Consider the following 14,286-nt stretch of genomic DNA (forward strand, 5'->3'; position numbering starts at 1 on the left):
CCGACGGCGCAGGTCGCCGGGCGGGCCCGCGCGGGGCTCCGGGAACCGGCCGGCGGGGTTCGGCCGTTCGGCCGTACGGGAAAGTCCGGCTGACTCGCGCGGGCACCGAAAGGTACGCTCCGCCCGTGTCCTGGAAGTCGCGCGCCCTCAGCCCCCGATCGATCCTGCCTGCCCTGGCGGTGCTGCTGGTCCTTGTGGCGGGCGCCGCCGCGCACGCCAACAAGCCGGTCCCGTTCGGCGACCGGGTGGCCGCGAGGAGCACCGCGGACGCGAGCGCGGACCCCACGGCCGCGCTGGACGCGGCCGCGCTGGACCTGCGGGTGGGGCCGGGCCTGGAGGCGTACCACCGGGCCACCGGCGAGCACGCCTGGTCCTACCACCGGGAGGGCGCCACGGCGCTGTACCTGGCGATGGCGGGGGAGAACGCCGTGGTGGTCTGGGACGACGGCCTGGTCACCTCGGTGCGGCCCGGCGACCAGCAGGTGCGCTGGCACCGCGCGGTGCCCGGCCTGGCCGACTGGCTGCGCGGCGCGGGCGAGCCGGGGGCCGACAAGCGGACCGAGGAGCAGCGCAAGCAGCTGGCCACCGAGCGGGCCGCGGCCTCGCTGCGCACCGTCGGGGAGCCCGCGCCCTGGGTGGCGGTGGTCACACCGGAGCTGACGATGGGGTTCCGCGACGCCGACGGTGACCTGCGCTACAACTCCAAGCCGCCCGGCAGCTGCGTCTACGACCCGGAGCGCACGGTGGCCACCGACCACGCGGTGCTGGTGCCGCGCAGCTGCGTCAACGGCAGCGGGCAGCAGGTCTCCGGCGGGATCTCCGGCTACCGGCTGGACAGCACCGGCTGGCAGCTGAACGCCGGCCCGGGCGTCGAGATGAAGGCGCTGGACGGGCGCCGGGTGCTGATCTCGGACGGGCCGATCGTCGCCCCCCGGGTCTTCGACACCTGGGCGGCGGCGCCCGAGGCGGCCTGCGGCAGCCCGGCCGAGCCGTTCGCCGCCGTCCGCCCGGCCGGCGGCTGCGGCGAGGAGGGTCCGCAGCGGCCGTAGTGCTCCGGACGGGTGATTCTGCGGGGCCGCGGGCGCGGCCCGGTAGACTTGCCGTCATGGCTGTTCTCTCCGGGCATTGACAGGCGAACGGCGCCGCCCCGCGCGGTCCGCCGATCCCCGTCGACGACGCCCTTTCCCGCCTCCCGGCCCGAACCCCGTCCGGTCGCCCGCCCACGTCCCAGGAGTAGTCCCCAGCCATGATTTCCGCCAACGGTCTCGAACTGCGTGCCGGTGCCCGGATCCTGATCGAGTCCGCGAGCTTCAAGGTCGCCCCGGGCGACCGGATCGGCCTGGTCGGGCGCAACGGCGCCGGTAAGACCACGCTCACCAAGGTGCTGGCCGGCGAGGGCATCCCGGCGGCGGGCACCGTGACCCGCTCGGGCGAGGTCGGCTACCTGCCGCAGGACCCGCGCACCGGCGACCTCGACGTCCTCGCCAAGGACCGCATCCTGTCCGCCCGCGGTCTGGACAGCGTGCTGCGCAAGATGCGCGAGAACGAGGAGCGGATGGCGAACGGCAAGGGCGCCACCCGCGAGAACGCGATGAAGAAGTACGCGCGCCTGGAGACCGAGTTCCTCACCAAGGGCGGGTACGCCGCCGAGGCCGAGGCCGCCACCATCGCCGCCGCGCTGGGCCTGCCGGACCGCATCCTCAACCAGCAGCTGCACACCCTCTCCGGTGGTCAGCGCCGCCGCGTCGAACTGGCCCGGATCCTGTTCTCCGACTCGGACGTGCTGCTCCTCGACGAGCCCACCAACCACCTCGACGCCGACTCGATCGTCTGGCTGCGGGACTTCCTGAAGACCTACAAGGGCGGCTTCATCGTCATCTCGCACGATGTCGACCTGGTCGAGACGGTCGTCAACAAGGTCTTCTACCTGGACGCCAACCGCTCCGCGATCGACGTCTACAACATGGGCTGGAAGCAGTACCAGCAGCAGCGCGAGGACGACGAGAAGCGCCGCAAGCGTGAGCGGGCCAACGCCGAGAAGAAGGCCGCGACGCTGAACGCGCAGGCCGACAAGATGCGCGCCAAGGCCACCAAGACCGTCGCCGCGCAGAACATGGCCCGCCGCGCCGACAAGCTGCTCTCCGGCCTGGAGCAGGTCCGGATGAACGACAAGGTCGCCAAGCTGCGCTTCCCGGACCCGGCCCCGTGCGGCAAGACCCCGCTGACCGCCAGCGGGCTGTCCAAGTCCTACGGCTCGCTGGAGATCTTCACCGACGTCGACCTGGCCATCGACCGGGGTTCCCGGGTCGTCGTGCTGGGCTTCAACGGCGCCGGCAAGACCACTCTGCTGCGGATGCTCGCCGGGGTGGAGAAGCCGGACACCGGCGAGGTGATCCCGGGCCACGGCCTGAAGATCGGCTACTACGCCCAGGAGCACGAGACCCTGGACCCCGAGCGCAGCGTCCTGGAGAACATGCGCACGGCGGCGCCGGACACCGACCTGGTGCAGATCCGCAAGATCCTCGGCTCGTTCCTGTTCTCCGGCGACGACGTCGACAAGCCGGCCGGGGTGCTCTCCGGCGGCGAGAAGACCCGGCTCGCGCTGGCCACCCTGGTGGTCTCCAGCGCCAACGTGCTGCTGCTGGACGAGCCGACCAACAACCTGGACCCGGCCAGCCGCGAGGAGATCCTCGGCGCGCTGCACGAGTTCTCCGGTGCGGTCGTGCTGGTCACCCACGACGAGGGCGCGGTCGACGCGCTCCAGCCGGAGCGGATCATCCTGCTGCCGGACGGCGTGGAGGACCTCTGGAGCCCGGCCTACGCCGACCTGGTCACGCTGGCCTGATCCCGGCTTCTCGGGGCCCGGTCGTCCGTTCGGACGACCGGGCCTTCGTCTTCCGGTCCGGCCGGGCGTCGATGAGTCCTCCCCTTTTTGGGCCAGAAAAACTAGTCCTTTCGGCGTGTCCGGGAATGAAGGGGTCCTGCATTCCGTTTGAGGAGCTTCCGTCGGACCGCCACTCGATCGTGGTCGGGGCCACGCTGCTGATCAGCCCTTTCGCATCGAACGGCGGCACGCCCCCGGGGGCGTGCACTCAGCGTGAGCGCCCTTGTGCGCTCGGATCACTACCGCAGGACCGCCCGTTGCGGACATGGACCTTGTCGAATGGGTGGCCAGGACGCGGTGGATGGGTGATCATGGGAATCTGACCGAGCAACGCTACGAGGAGGCACGGGTGGCCGAGACTCTGAAAAAGGGCAGCCGGGTGACCGGTGCCGCGCGTGAGAAGCTCGCGGCCGATCTCAAGAGGAAGTACGACTCCGGGGCGAGCATTCGCGCCCTCGCGGAGGAGACCGGTCGCTCCTACGGCTTCGTGCACCGCATGCTGAGCGAGTCCGGGGTGATTCTCCGGGGCCGCGGCGGTGCCACGCGGGGCAAGAACAAAGCTCCTGCTGGAGCTGGTTCCTGACGCTTCGTCAATTCATCGGACGGATGACTCGGCGGCAGGGCGCCGACTGGGGAGACGACCGTTGATCGTCCGCCCCCGGCCAGAGCGAACCGGCCGCCGATCGTCATGCCGCGGCCGCGCGCCGGCCGGGCCGCCCGTCGTCGGGAGCTGCCCGCCGACCGCCCCCTGCCGTCGCGCCGCCAGTTTTGTTACTCTCCGGTAGCCAAGCACCCTCGCCACCGGAGGTCCCCGCATGACCGCTCCCGCCACCGATCCGCAGACCCCGCACCGGGAGCAGGACGGCGTCCGCCTGGAGATCGACGGTGAACTCGCCGTCGTCACCCTCTGTCAGCCCAAGCGGCGCAATGCCCAGTCACCCGCCCTGTGGCGCGCCCTCACCGCCATCGGCCGCGAGCTGCCCGGGACCGTCCGGGTGGTACTGCTCCGCGCCGAGGGCGTCTCCTTCTCCGCCGGCCTCGACCGCGCGATGTTCACCCCCGAGGGCATCCCCGGGGAGCCCAGCTTCCTCCAGCTGGCCGCCGCCGGGGACAAGGAGCTCGACGAGACCATCGCCGGCTACCAGGAGGCCTTCACCTGGTGGCGCCGCCCCGACGTCGTCACCGTGGCCGCCGTCCAGGGGCACGCCGTCGGCGCCGGCTTCCAGCTCGCCCTCGGCTGTGACCTGCGGGTGGTCGCCGAGGACGTCCAGTTCTCCATGAAGGAGACCTCGCTCGGCCTCGTCCCCGACCTCGCCGGCACCAAGCCGCTGACCGAACTCGTCGGCTACGCCCGGGCACTGGAGATCTGCGCCACCGGCCGCTGGGTCGGCGCGGCGGAGGCCACCGCGACCGGCCTGGCCAACCTCGCCGTCCCGGCCGCCGAACTGGACGCCGCCGCCCGCGACCTCGCCGCCGCCCTGCTGGCCGCCCCGCGCAACGCGGTCATCGAGACCAAGGCCCTGCTCCGGGGCGCGGCCGACCGCACCTACGACGAGCAGCGTTCGGCCGAACGGGCGGCGCAGGCCCGCCGGCTGCGCGACCTGGCCGGCATCGGCGACTGACCGACCGCAACCGCGCCGGAAGGCCCGGCCCGGTGGGGCGCACCCACCGGGCCGGGCCTTTCCGGCGTTCGGGCCTTCCGGCTGCTCCGGGGGCGGGATTCGTGGCGAAATGCCAGAGTTGGAGCGATTTGCGATATAGCTGGAGCCGCACGACGGGAGATGAGCCATGCCTGACACTCCGACGCCCGCCACCCTGCACAAGAACGCCCCGCACGGTGCCCCCACCCCCGCCACCGCCTCCTCCGCCACCGCCTCGCCGGCGAGCTCGGAGGCCGCCCGTGGGGTCGGCGAGCGCGGCCGCACCGCGCTGGCCATCGGCGTGGTCGAGAAGATCGCCGGGATGGCCGCGCGCGAGATCAGCGGCATCCACGCCCTCGGCTCCGGCTTCGCCCGCACCTTCGGCGCGATGCGGGACCGGGTCCCCGGCGGGCGCGGCAGCGTCGGGCGCGGCATCAAGGCCGAGGTGGGGGAGAAGCAGACCGCCATCGACATCGCGCTGGTCGTCGAGTACGGCGTCGTCATCCCCGAACTCGCCCGCCAGGTGCGGGAGAACATCATCGACGCGGTCGAGCGGATGACCGGGCTGGAAGTCGTCGAGGTCAACATCGCCGTCAACGACGTCCACCTGCCCGACGAGCCCGACGTCGAGGAGGAGGAAGAGGAGGTGCCCTCCTCCGGGCAGCGGCCCAAGCTGAAGTAGCCCATGACGTGGTTGGTGGCGGAAGACGAGGTGGAAGCGGATGAACCTGGCCATCGTCGGCCTGGTGGTGGGAATGGCGCTCGGCTTCGCCGGATACTTCGGCGGCTTCGCGGCGTTCCTGCTGGTGGCGGTGCTCGGGGCGGCCGGATTCGTGGTCGGCCGCCTGCTGGAGGGCGACATCGACCCCGGTGAGCTGGGCGACCTGCTGCGCAACCGCGACCGGCGCCGCTGATGGCGGCCCTCGCCCCGGTACCCGCCCACCGGGAGCCCGGTGCCCGCGGCCGGCTGCGGATGGCCGACCGCGTCTACGCCCGGATCGCCGCCCGCGCCGCCCGCGACGCACTCGCCGACGCCTGGCGCGACCGCACCGCGCGCGGCGGCCCGCCGAAGGTCTCGGTCACCGGCCCCGCCACCCCGGGCGCCCCGGTCACCGTCCGGGTCTCGGTCGACCTCCCCTTCCCCGCCGACCTCGCCGCCCTCGCCCGCGCCGTCCGCGACCGCGTCACCCGCGACACCCGCGCCCTGACCGGCACCCGGGTGGCCGAGGTCGTCGTGGTGATCGAGCACCTGCTCCCGGAGACCTCCCGGTGAACGCCCCGCCGCGAGCCGCAGGCGTGGCGGAGCAGGCCTCGGGGCCCGCCCCGGCGAAGGTGCGGCGGCCGCGGGCCCCGCGCACCGCGGCGGCGGCGGTGGTGGCCACCGCGCTGCTGGTGGTCGCCGGGGCGCTGCTGTACGACGTGATCGCCGTGCGGACGGGGCACCCGGCCCGGCAGTGGCGGGCGGACCTGGCGGACGAGCTGGCCACCCGGCACCTGGACGACCCGGCCGTGCTGCTCGGCGCAGGCGCGGGCGTGCTGCTCGGCGGCGTGCTGCTCCGGCTGGCCCTCGCGCCCGGCCTCGGCCGCTGGCTGCCGCTGCGCCCGTACGGCGGCACCGCCGCGGCCGTCGACCGCTCCGGGGTGGCGGCCCTGCTGGCCGACCGGGCCGCCGGGCTGCCGGGCGTCGAGCACCTGCGGGTGCGGGTCAACCGGCGCCGGGTGCGGATCGCGCTCGCCGGCCCGGCCGACCCGGCCTCGGTGCAGCGCCGGCTGCGCGAGGAACTGGCGGCGGTCACCCTGGCCCGGCCGCTGCGCCTGGAGGTCCGGACGGCGGGCCGGCGCCGGCGCGCGAAGCCGGTCGAGGACACCGAGCAGGACACCGAGCAGGACGTGGAGCAGGACGCCGGGCGGGACGTGGAGCAGGACGCCGGGCGGGACGTGGAGCAGGACGCCGGGCGGGACGCGGAGCGGGACACCGCCCGGGACAGCGGGACGGCGCCGGGCGGGGGCGCCGAGTGAGCCGGGGCACCGTCAACCGGCTGCTGCTGGGGGTGGTCGGGCTGGTGCTGCTGGCGGCCGGGGTGCTGGTGCTGGCCGGCGGGCTCGACCTGTACGGGCACCTCGGCGTCGACCCGCCGTCCTGGTGGCCGCTCACCTCGCCCGACCAGCCGGTGCTGAGCGCGCGCTCGCGCTCCCGCTGGGCGGGCGAGTCGTGGTGGTGGCCGGTGGTGATCGCCGGGCTGGTCGTGGTGGTCGCGGGCACCGCCTGGTGGCTGGTGGCCCAGCTGCGCCGCAGCGGTCCGACGACCGTCGTGCTGCCGACGCCGGGCGCGCCGGGCCTGCGGCTGCGGCTGCGGAGCAGGGCGCTGGAGGAGGCGGTGGAGACCGCCGCGGTCGCGCTGCCGGAGGTCGAACGGGTGGGCGTCCGGCTGGTCCGCGGGCCGCGGCAGCCGCGGTTGCGGGCGGCGGTCCGGATGACCCCGGGCGGTGACCCGGCCGCGCTCGCCGAGCACTTCGAGACCGGCCCGCGCACCGGGGCGCGGGCCAGCCTGGACCTGCCGGACCTGCCCGCCGACCTGCGGATCCGGGTGGTCGCGGCCCGGCCGGAGGTCACCGGGCGGCGCCACCGCCGCCGCGGCGGGCAGCCGCGCGTGGTCTGACGCGCCCGGTGGCGCTCAGAGCCCGCGCAGCGCGCCGCCGTCCACGGGGACCATGACCCCGGTCAGGTAGGAGGCGGCGGGGGAGAGCAGGAAGGCGGCGACCTTGCCGAACTCCTCGGGGGTGCCGTAGCGGCCGAGCGGGATGTCGGCGCTGTGCCGGACCCGGGCGGCCTCGGCGTCGCCGCCGAGGGCGTCGAGTTCGCGCACCCGGTCGGTGTCGATGCGGGCCGGCAGCAGGCCGACCACCCGGATGCCGCGCGGGCCGAGTTCGTCGGCGAGCGACTTGGCGGCCATCGCCAGGCCGGGGCGCAGGCCGTTGGAGATGCCGAGGCCCGCGATGGGCTGGCGGACGGAGCCGGAGAGCACGAAGCCGATCACGCCGCCCTCGCCGAGCGTCGCGGCGGCGGCGCGGGCGATCCGCAGGGCGCCGAGGAAGACCGACTCGAAGGCGTCCCGCCAGGCCTCCTCGGGGGCGGTGGCGACCGGGCCGGCCTGCGGTCCGCCGACGCTGATCAGCACGCCGTCCAGCCGGCCGAAGCGCTCGACGGCCGCCGCGACCAGCCGCTCGGCGGTCGCCGGGTCGGCGTTGTCGGCCGCCAGCCCGTGCACCGCCCCCGGTCCGCCGCCGAGGGCGGCCAGCTCGGCGACGGCCGCGTCGACGCTCTCCTGACGCCGGCCGGTGACCAGTACCCGGGCGCCGTCGGCGGCGAGTTCGCGGGCGGTGGCCAGGCCCAGGCCCCGGGTGGCGCCGGTGACCAGGTACACCTTGTTCTGCAGTCCAAGATCCATGGGAGCCATCCTGCCGGGTCGCCCCGCACGGCGCGCCGCCGGGCGCGGCCGGCGCTGGCGTTGACGCCCGCGTCAAGGTCTACCGTCGTTCCCGGCGGCGTTCGAACAGCGGCCGGAAGGGCAGGGTCCGGACATGCGGATCGGTGAACTGGCGAAGCGGGCGGGGACGACCACCCGGGCACTGCGGTACTACGAGGAGCTCGGACTGCTCCCCGCCCGGCGGGCCGGCAACGGCTACCGCGCGTACGGCGAGGAGGACCTGCGGCTGCTGCGCCAGATCCGCACCCTCCAGGACTTCGGCTTCGGGCTGGAGGACACCAGGCCGTTCGTCGAGTGCCTGCAGGCGGGGCACCCGCACGGCGACTCCTGCCCGGCCTCGCTGGAGGTCTACCGCAAGAAGCTGTCCGAGCTGGACGAGTGCATCGCCCGGCTCGAGGAGGTCCGTACTCAGGTGTCCGAGCAGTACGCCCGGGCCGAGCGGGAGCGCGACGCGCTCGCCGCCGGGGCCTCGGAGCCGCCGCAGTGTGAATGGGCCGCACCGGCGGCCCCCGACCGGGACGAATGGGAGACGAGGTAGGCCATGGTGCAGATCACAGGGGTGGCGACGGTGACGGACGAGACCTTCGCCGCCGAGGTGCTGGCGGCCGAGGGGCCGGTGCTGGTGGACTTCACGGCGGACTGGTGCCCGCCGTGCCGCCAGATGGTGCCGGTGCTGGCGGACATCGCCCGGGAGGAGGCGCACCGGCTGACCGTGGTCAGCCTGGACGTCGACCACAATCCGCAGACCCAGGCGGCGTACGGGGTGCTGTCGATGCCGACGCTGATGGTGTTCCGCGGCGGCGAGCCGGTGAAGTCGGTGGTCGGGGCCCGGGCCAAGGCCCGGCTGCTGCGCGAGCTGGACGACGTGCTCTGACGGTTCCTGCGGCGCTTCGGCTCGGGCGCGGGCGGCTCAGGGGCGGGCGGGGACGGCTCAGGCGGGGACGGCGACCGCCGGGCCCTCGGCCTCGGCGGCCTCCTTGCGGCGGTCCTTGGCCTCCCGGCGCGCCATCACCGCGAACCCGACCGGGATCATCGCGGTGAACAGCCACCACTGGATCGCGTACGCCATGTGCGGGCCGATGTCGGAGTGGTTGGGTTCGGGCAGCAGCTCGGGCTGGTCGGCCGGGGCCGCCGGCTCGGTGGCGGTGAGCTCCAGGTAGCCGCCGAGCAGGGCGGCGCCGCTCTCCTTGGCCTGCTGGGTGCTGCTGATCAGGGTGAACTGCCGCTCCGGCAGGCCGGCCCGGTCCTTGATGCTGCCGGAGGCCGCCTCGTCCGCGCGCAGCCGGCCGGCCAGGGTGACCTGGCCGGCCGGTGCGGCCGGGACGGCCGGGTACTCGGCGGCGGAGGCGGCGGAGGGCACCCAGCCGCGGTTGACCAGGACGGTCCCCCTGCCGTCGGCCAGCACCAGCGGGGTGACCACGAAGTAGCCGATCTTGTCGCCGCTGGAGTCGGTCCGCTTGCGGACCACGAACTCGTGCGCCGGGTCGTACTGTCCGGTGGCCGTCACGGGGCGCCAGGTGAGGTCCTTGGGCACGGCGAACCCGGGTGCGGCCGACAGGGTGTCGTACGGCACCGGCTCGGCGGTGAGGGCCTGGGCGATCAGCTCGTTGCGGTCCACCCGCGCCTCGTGGCGGTGCAGCTGCCAGAACCCCAGCCGGATGGTCGCGGGGATCAGCAGCAGGGCGATCAGCAGGGTGATCAGCCAGCGCCGGGAGAGCAGAAAACGGTACACATGGGCACGGTACGCCTTGCCCACAACCGGCTCACGCACCGGGGTGCGGGGCGACCTCGCGCAGCAGTTGGAGGAAGGCGTCCTCGCCGACCACCGGGGTTCCGACCTCGCGGGCCCTGCGGGCCTTGCCGCTCCAGCTGTCCGGCTCGTTGGTGACCAGCAGGCTGGTGAGCCGGCTCACCGAGGTGGCGATGTGCAGGCCGGCCTCGACGGCGCGGTCCTCCAGCAGCTCGCGCTCGGTGGCGGTGTCACCGGTGAACGCCACCCGCATGCCCTGGACCAGCGGCTTGCCGTCCTCCCAGCGCCCGGGGTTCGGGTACGGGCACGGCGGGCGCTTCTTGGCCTGCCGGTACGCGGCGCCGGTCCAGGAGGCGCGGGAGGGGGAGGCGGGCGCGTCGTCGCCGAGGTCGGTGACGGCCACGCAGGACTGGAGCGGGAGCGGGACGCCCCCCGAGCGGGCCAGCGCCAGGCTGGGGCGGAACGCCTCGGCGAGCACCCGGGCGTCGTCCAGCGCGTTGTGCGCCTGGCGCTGGTGGACGCCGAAGTACGCGGCCAGCGAGGACAGCTTGCCGTTGGGCAGCGGCAGCCGCAGGTCGCGGGCCAGCACCATGGTGCACAGGCGCTGCTCGACCGGGGCGTGCAGGCCGGCCCGGGAGAACTCGCGGGAGATCATGTTCCAGTCGAAGAGCGCGTTGTGGGCGACCAGCACCCGGCCGCGCAGCCGCTCGGCGAACTCGTCGGCGATCTGCGGGAAGGTGGGCGCGCCGGCCAGCAGGTCGTCGGTGAGGCCGTGGATCCAGACCGGGCCGGGATCGCGCTCCGGGTTGACCAGGGTGTACCAGTGGTCGACGACGTCGCCGTCCTCGGTCAGCCGGTAGACGCCCGCCGAGATGACGCGGTCCGTGCGGCCGAGGCCGGTGGTCTCGACGTCCACCACCGCGAAACCGCCGGCGGGGGCGGCGGAGCGCTGGGCCGGGACGGGAGCGGTCCGCGGCGCTGCGCCGGGGGTCTCGGGCTGGATCGCGTACATGGTCCAACAGAATAAGGCCCGCCGGTGACCGCCCACGGCGCTTCGCCGTGGGCGGGGGTCGTCCGGAAGGTCGGCCGGGACGTGCCGGAATAGAGTGGACGGTGCAGTCGTCGTACACCTGGTCGATTGTTTTCCGGTCGCCCGCGGTACCCCGGCGGGCACCTCTGCGAAGGACGAACCCTCATGCGTGCCACGGTCATCCACGGTCCCCAGGACATCCGGGTCGAGGAGGTTCCGGACCCGGTCGTGCGGCAACCGACCGATGCGGTGGTGCGGGTGGTGAACGCCTGCATCTGCGGCAGCGACCTGTGGGCGTACCGCGGCGTCGCCTCGCGGGCGGCCGGGCAGCGGATCGGGCACGAGTTCCTCGGCGTGGTGGAGGAGGCCGGCGCCGAGGTGCGCGGCTTCACGCCGGGTGACCTGGTGGTGGCGCCGTTCGTCTGGTCGGACGGGACGTGTGACTTCTGTCGCGAGGGCCTGCAGACCTCCTGCCCGCACGGCGGCTTCTGGGGGCAGGTCGGCTCGGACGGCGGGCAGGGCGAGGCGGTGCGCGTCCCGTACGCGGACGGCACGCTCGTGAAGCTGCCCAAGGAGGCGCTGGGCGACGAGAAGCTGCTGCCGGGGCTGCTGGCGCTGTCCGACGTGATGGCGACCGGGCACCACGCGGCGGTCTCGGCGCGGGTGCGGCCGGGCGCCACGGTGGCGGTGGTCGGCGACGGCGCGGTGGGCCTGTGCGGGGTGCTGGCCGCGCACCGGCTGGGCGCCGGGCGGATCATCGCGCTGGGCCGGCACACCGCCCGTACCGACCTGGCCCGCCGGTTCGGCGCGACCGACGTGGTCGCCGAGCGCGGCGAGGCGGCGACCGAGGCGGTCCGGGAGCTGACCGGCGGGCAGGGCGCGCACGCCGTGCTGGAGGCGGTCGGCACCGAGGAGTCGATGCGCACCGCCGTGTCGATCGCCCGGGACGGCGGCGCCGTCGGCTACGTGGGGGTGCCGCACGGCGGCAGCGCGGGCGTCGACATCGGTCAGATGTTCGGCCGGAACGTGTCGCTCAACGGCGGCGTCGCGCCGGCCCGCGCCTACATCCCCGAGCTGCTGCCGGACGTCCTGTCCGGCGCCATCGAGCCGGGCCTGGTCTTCGACCGCACGGTGGACCTCGACGGCGTCCCGGACGGCTACCGGGCGATGGACGACCGTTCGGCCCTGAAGGTGCGGATCGCTTTCTGACGTACCGCTGTTGACGCTCCACCGGGGGTGGTCCGGTTCGCCGGGCCACCCCTTAGGTATGCCCGGATGGGTGGTTTTCGATCAGTCGGTTACGGCGGAAGAGTGAATGTTTGGCTGATCACGGTCAAACTCTTCCGGGTGAAGCGCGACCCTCCTAGCATGGCGCGGCGCGCATCGGAGTTGTGACTTCGCTCACGTTCGATCGTTTCCACTGATGCGACCGCTACGCCGAAGGAGTGAGGAGTCAGAGTGGAATCGCCGCCGATCACCACCACCCCCAGCGAAACCCAACTCATCGAGGAGAGTGCGGAGTTCCGCACCCTTCGCCGCTCGTTCCGGAACTTCGCGTTCCCGGTCACCATCGGTTTCGTGCTCTGGTACCTGCTCTACGTACTGCTCTCCGGCTACGCCCCCGCCCTGATGGCCGCCAAGGTCGCCGGGCACGTCAACGTCGCCCTCGTGCTCGGGCTGGCGCAGTTCGTCACCACCTTCGCGATCGCCGCCTGGTACGCGCGCTACGCCGACCGGAGGATCGACCCGAGCGCGGCCGCGATCCGCGAGGCGCGCGGTGCGGTCGTCCACGCCCCCCGGGAGGCCGCCGAATGAACCTGCTCGCCAGCTCCGCCACCGACCACCGCGGTCTCACGATGACCCTGTTCGGGATCTTCGTGCTCGCCACCCTCGGCATCACCGTCTGGGCCGGCCGGCAGACCAAGGACGCCGCCGACTTCTACGCCGGCGGCCGCGCCTTCTCCGGCTTCCAGAACGGCCTCGCGATCTCCGGCGACTACATGTCCGCCGCGTCCTTCCTCGGCATCGCCGGCGCCATCGCGCTGTTCGGCTACGACGGCTTCCTCTACTCCATCGGCTTCCTGGTCGCCTGGCTGGTCGCACTGCTGCTGGTCGCCGAACCGCTGCGCAACTCCGGCCGCTACACGATGGCCGACGTGCTGGCCTTCCGGATGCGCCAGCGCCCGGTGCGCACCGCCGCCGGCATCTCCACCATCGTGGTGTCGATCTTCTACCTGCTGGCCCAGATGGTCGGCGCCGGCAGCCTGGTCGCCCTGCTCCTCGGGGTCAGCGGAGACTCCGCCAAGCGGTGGACCATCGTCGCGGTCGGCGCGCTGATGGTCCTCTACGTCGCCATAGGGGGGATGAAGGGCACCACCTGGGTGCAGATCGTCAAGGCGGTGCTGCTGATCGCCGGCACCGCGCTGATGACCGTGCTGGTGCTGGCCAAGTACCACTTCAACCTCTCCGCCCTGCTCGGCGCCGCCGCCGACGCCAGCGGCAAGGCCGACGCCTTCCTCGAACCGGGACTGAAGTACGGCGCCACCGGCACCAGCAAGCTCGACTTCCTCAGCCTCGGCCTCGCCCTGGTGCTCGGCACCGCCGGCCTGCCGCACATCCTGGTCCGCTTCTACACCGTGCCCACCGCCAAGGCCGCCCGGAAGTCGGTGCTCTGGGCGATCGGGATCATCGGCGGCTTCTACCTGATGACCCTCGCGCTCGGCTTCGGCGCCGCCGCGCTGGTGGGCCCCAAGGCGATCAAGGCGGCCAACCAGTCGGGCAACACCGCCGCCCCGCAGCTCGCCGAGCAGCTCGGCGGCGGCGCCGGCACCACCGGCGGGGCGGTGCTGCTCGCGGTGATCTCCGCGGTCGCCTTCGCCACCATCCTCGCCGTCGTCGCCGGGCTCACCCTGGCCTCCTCGGCCTCCTTCGCCCATGACCTCTACGCCAACGTCATCCGGCGCGGCAAGGTCTCCGAGCGCGAGGAGGTGCACGTCGCCAAGTGGGCCGCCGCCGGGATCGGCGCGGTGGCGATCGTGCTCAGCCTGTTCGCCGACAAGCTCAACACCGCCGCGCTGGTCGCCCTGGCCTTCGCGGTGGCCGCCTCGGCGAACCTGCCCACCCTGCTGTACTCGCTGTTCTGGAAGCGCTTCACCACCGCCGGCGCGGTCAGCTCCGTCTACGCCGGGCTGGTCTCCTCGGTGGTGCTGGTGCTGTTCTCCCCGGTCGTCTCCGGCGCGAAGAACTCGCTCTTCCCGCACTCCGACTTCCACTGGTTCCCGCTGGAGAACCCCGGCCTGGTCTCCATCCCGGTCGGCTTCCTGGCCGGCTGGATCGGCACCCTGCTCTCCCGCCGCGCGGCCGACCCGGCGAAGTACGCTGAACTGGAGGTCCGCTCACTCACCGGGCTGGGCGCCCACTGACCGGCGGACGATGACTAAGCTGGCCCGGCCCGCCGTGACGGTGGCCGGGCCGGCCGCCGTCGGCGGCACCTC

Annotated in this window: 17 protein-coding genes; 14 read left to right on the forward strand and 3 right to left on the reverse strand. The window is 73.9% G+C overall.

Annotated features, from left to right (window positions below):
* Positions 1–125 precede the first annotated feature (125 nt).
* The 9 genes from ACFCLZ_RS27655 to ACFCLZ_RS27695 all read left to right on the forward strand — a co-directional run bounded on the left by ACFCLZ_RS27655 (position 126) and on the right by ACFCLZ_RS27695 (position 7,184).
* Complete coding sequence (locus ACFCLZ_RS27655) at positions 126–1,049, forward strand: hypothetical protein (protein WP_380280290.1); 924 nt, start codon at positions 126–128, stop codon at positions 1,047–1,049.
* Positions 1,050–1,246: 197 nt separating this feature from the next.
* A complete protein-coding gene (locus tag ACFCLZ_RS27660) occupies positions 1,247–2,845 on the forward strand; it encodes an ABC-F family ATP-binding cassette domain-containing protein (protein ID WP_380280292.1) in 1,599 nt (532 codons plus the stop codon).
* Between the two features lie 388 nt (positions 2,846–3,233).
* A complete protein-coding gene (locus ACFCLZ_RS27665; protein WP_350548483.1) occupies positions 3,234–3,467 on the forward strand; it encodes a helix-turn-helix domain-containing protein in 234 nt (77 codons plus the stop codon).
* A 232-nt stretch (positions 3,468–3,699) separates the two neighbouring features.
* Positions 3,700–4,506: an enoyl-CoA hydratase/isomerase family protein gene (locus ACFCLZ_RS27670; RefSeq protein ID WP_380280294.1), complete on the forward strand. Its 807-nt coding sequence runs from the start codon at positions 3,700–3,702 to the stop codon at positions 4,504–4,506.
* Positions 4,507–4,672: 166 nt separating this feature from the next.
* A complete protein-coding gene (locus tag ACFCLZ_RS27675) occupies positions 4,673–5,206 on the forward strand; it encodes an Asp23/Gls24 family envelope stress response protein (RefSeq protein WP_380280296.1) in 534 nt (177 codons plus the stop codon).
* Between the two features lie 40 nt (positions 5,207–5,246).
* Positions 5,247–5,438, forward strand: coding sequence for a hypothetical protein (locus tag ACFCLZ_RS27680; protein WP_376088849.1), 192 nt, complete (start codon positions 5,247–5,249; stop codon positions 5,436–5,438).
* The gene (locus ACFCLZ_RS27685) at positions 5,438–5,797 is read left to right on the forward strand and encodes a hypothetical protein (RefSeq protein ID WP_380280298.1); all 360 of its coding nucleotides are present in this window, start codon (positions 5,438–5,440) and stop codon (positions 5,795–5,797) included. Before ACFCLZ_RS27680 ends, ACFCLZ_RS27685 begins: the two co-directional genes overlap by 1 nt.
* On the forward strand, positions 5,794–6,543 hold the full coding sequence (locus ACFCLZ_RS27690) for a DUF6286 domain-containing protein (RefSeq protein ID WP_380280300.1): 750 nt from the start codon (positions 5,794–5,796) through the stop codon (positions 6,541–6,543). Before ACFCLZ_RS27685 ends, ACFCLZ_RS27690 begins: the two co-directional genes overlap by 4 nt.
* Complete coding sequence (locus ACFCLZ_RS27695) at positions 6,540–7,184, forward strand: alkaline shock response membrane anchor protein AmaP (protein ID WP_380280301.1); 645 nt, start codon at positions 6,540–6,542, stop codon at positions 7,182–7,184. Before ACFCLZ_RS27690 ends, ACFCLZ_RS27695 begins: the two co-directional genes overlap by 4 nt.
* A gap of 15 nt (positions 7,185–7,199) precedes the next feature.
* Here ACFCLZ_RS27695 and ACFCLZ_RS27700 read toward each other — a convergent pair whose 3' ends face one another.
* Positions 7,200–7,973 carry an SDR family oxidoreductase gene (locus ACFCLZ_RS27700; protein ID WP_380280303.1) on the reverse strand — a complete coding sequence of 258 codons (774 nt, stop codon included), beginning with the start codon at positions 7,971–7,973 and terminating at the stop codon, positions 7,200–7,202.
* A 133-nt stretch (positions 7,974–8,106) separates the two neighbouring features.
* Here ACFCLZ_RS27700 and ACFCLZ_RS27705 point away from each other — a divergent pair, with 133 nt between their 5' ends.
* The gene (locus ACFCLZ_RS27705; RefSeq protein WP_380280305.1) at positions 8,107–8,550 is read left to right on the forward strand and encodes a MerR family transcriptional regulator; all 444 of its coding nucleotides are present in this window, start codon (positions 8,107–8,109) and stop codon (positions 8,548–8,550) included.
* Positions 8,551–8,553: 3 nt separating this feature from the next.
* On the forward strand, positions 8,554–8,886 hold the full coding sequence (trxA, locus tag ACFCLZ_RS27710) for a thioredoxin (protein WP_380280307.1): 333 nt from the start codon (positions 8,554–8,556) through the stop codon (positions 8,884–8,886).
* Positions 8,887–8,943: 57 nt separating this feature from the next.
* Here the strand turns inward: trxA and ACFCLZ_RS27715 are convergent, their stop codons facing one another.
* Positions 8,944–9,744 carry an SURF1 family protein gene (locus ACFCLZ_RS27715; protein WP_380280309.1) on the reverse strand — a complete coding sequence of 267 codons (801 nt, stop codon included), beginning with the start codon at positions 9,742–9,744 and terminating at the stop codon, positions 8,944–8,946.
* 31 nt (positions 9,745–9,775) lie between these two features.
* Entirely contained in the window at positions 9,776–10,774 is a 999-nt protein-coding gene (locus ACFCLZ_RS27720) for a DEDDh family exonuclease (protein WP_380280311.1), read from the reverse strand.
* 183 nt (positions 10,775–10,957) lie between these two features.
* Here ACFCLZ_RS27720 and ACFCLZ_RS27725 point away from each other — a divergent pair, with 183 nt between their 5' ends.
* From ACFCLZ_RS27725 to ACFCLZ_RS27735, 3 genes are all read left to right on the forward strand, one after another.
* Positions 10,958–12,001, forward strand: coding sequence for a zinc-dependent alcohol dehydrogenase family protein (locus ACFCLZ_RS27725; RefSeq protein ID WP_380280313.1), 1,044 nt, complete (start codon positions 10,958–10,960; stop codon positions 11,999–12,001).
* A 249-nt stretch (positions 12,002–12,250) separates the two neighbouring features.
* Complete coding sequence (locus tag ACFCLZ_RS27730) at positions 12,251–12,607, forward strand: DUF485 domain-containing protein (RefSeq protein ID WP_380280314.1); 357 nt, start codon at positions 12,251–12,253, stop codon at positions 12,605–12,607.
* Positions 12,604–14,214 carry a cation acetate symporter gene (locus tag ACFCLZ_RS27735; protein ID WP_380280316.1) on the forward strand — a complete coding sequence of 537 codons (1,611 nt, stop codon included), beginning with the start codon at positions 12,604–12,606 and terminating at the stop codon, positions 14,212–14,214. The genes ACFCLZ_RS27730 and ACFCLZ_RS27735 overlap by 4 nt, the downstream gene beginning before the upstream one ends.
* The last annotated feature ends 72 nt before the right edge of the window (positions 14,215–14,286 follow it).

Source organism: Kitasatospora purpeofusca, assembly GCF_042691725.1.
Classification (GTDB): domain Bacteria; phylum Actinomycetota; class Actinomycetes; order Streptomycetales; family Streptomycetaceae; genus Kitasatospora; species Kitasatospora purpeofusca_B.

Bases quoted from the DNA above. Each gene is read 5' to 3' on its own strand.
- ACFCLZ_RS27660 (WP_380280292.1), top strand. From the start codon at position 1,247: ATGATTTCCGCCAACGGTCTCGAACTGCGTGCCGGTGCCCGGATCCTG.
- ACFCLZ_RS27670 (WP_380280294.1), top strand. From the start codon at position 3,700: ATGACCGCTCCCGCCACCGATCCGCAGACCCCGCACCGGGAGCAGGAC.
- ACFCLZ_RS27675 (WP_380280296.1), top strand. From the start codon at position 4,673: ATGCCTGACACTCCGACGCCCGCCACCCTGCACAAGAACGCCCCGCAC.
- ACFCLZ_RS27680 (WP_376088849.1), top strand. From the start codon at position 5,247: ATGAACCTGGCCATCGTCGGCCTGGTGGTGGGAATGGCGCTCGGCTTC.
- ACFCLZ_RS27685 (WP_380280298.1), top strand. From the start codon at position 5,438: ATGGCGGCCCTCGCCCCGGTACCCGCCCACCGGGAGCCCGGTGCCCGC.
- ACFCLZ_RS27700 (WP_380280303.1), bottom strand. From the start codon at position 7,973: ATGGATCTTGGACTGCAGAACAAGGTGTACCTGGTCACCGGCGCCACC.
- ACFCLZ_RS27705 (WP_380280305.1), top strand. From the start codon at position 8,107: ATGCGGATCGGTGAACTGGCGAAGCGGGCGGGGACGACCACCCGGGCA.
- trxA (WP_380280307.1), top strand. From the start codon at position 8,554: ATGGTGCAGATCACAGGGGTGGCGACGGTGACGGACGAGACCTTCGCC.
- ACFCLZ_RS27720 (WP_380280311.1), bottom strand. From the start codon at position 10,774: ATGTACGCGATCCAGCCCGAGACCCCCGGCGCAGCGCCGCGGACCGCT.
- ACFCLZ_RS27725 (WP_380280313.1), top strand. From the start codon at position 10,958: ATGCGTGCCACGGTCATCCACGGTCCCCAGGACATCCGGGTCGAGGAG.
- ACFCLZ_RS27735 (WP_380280316.1), top strand. From the start codon at position 12,604: ATGAACCTGCTCGCCAGCTCCGCCACCGACCACCGCGGTCTCACGATG.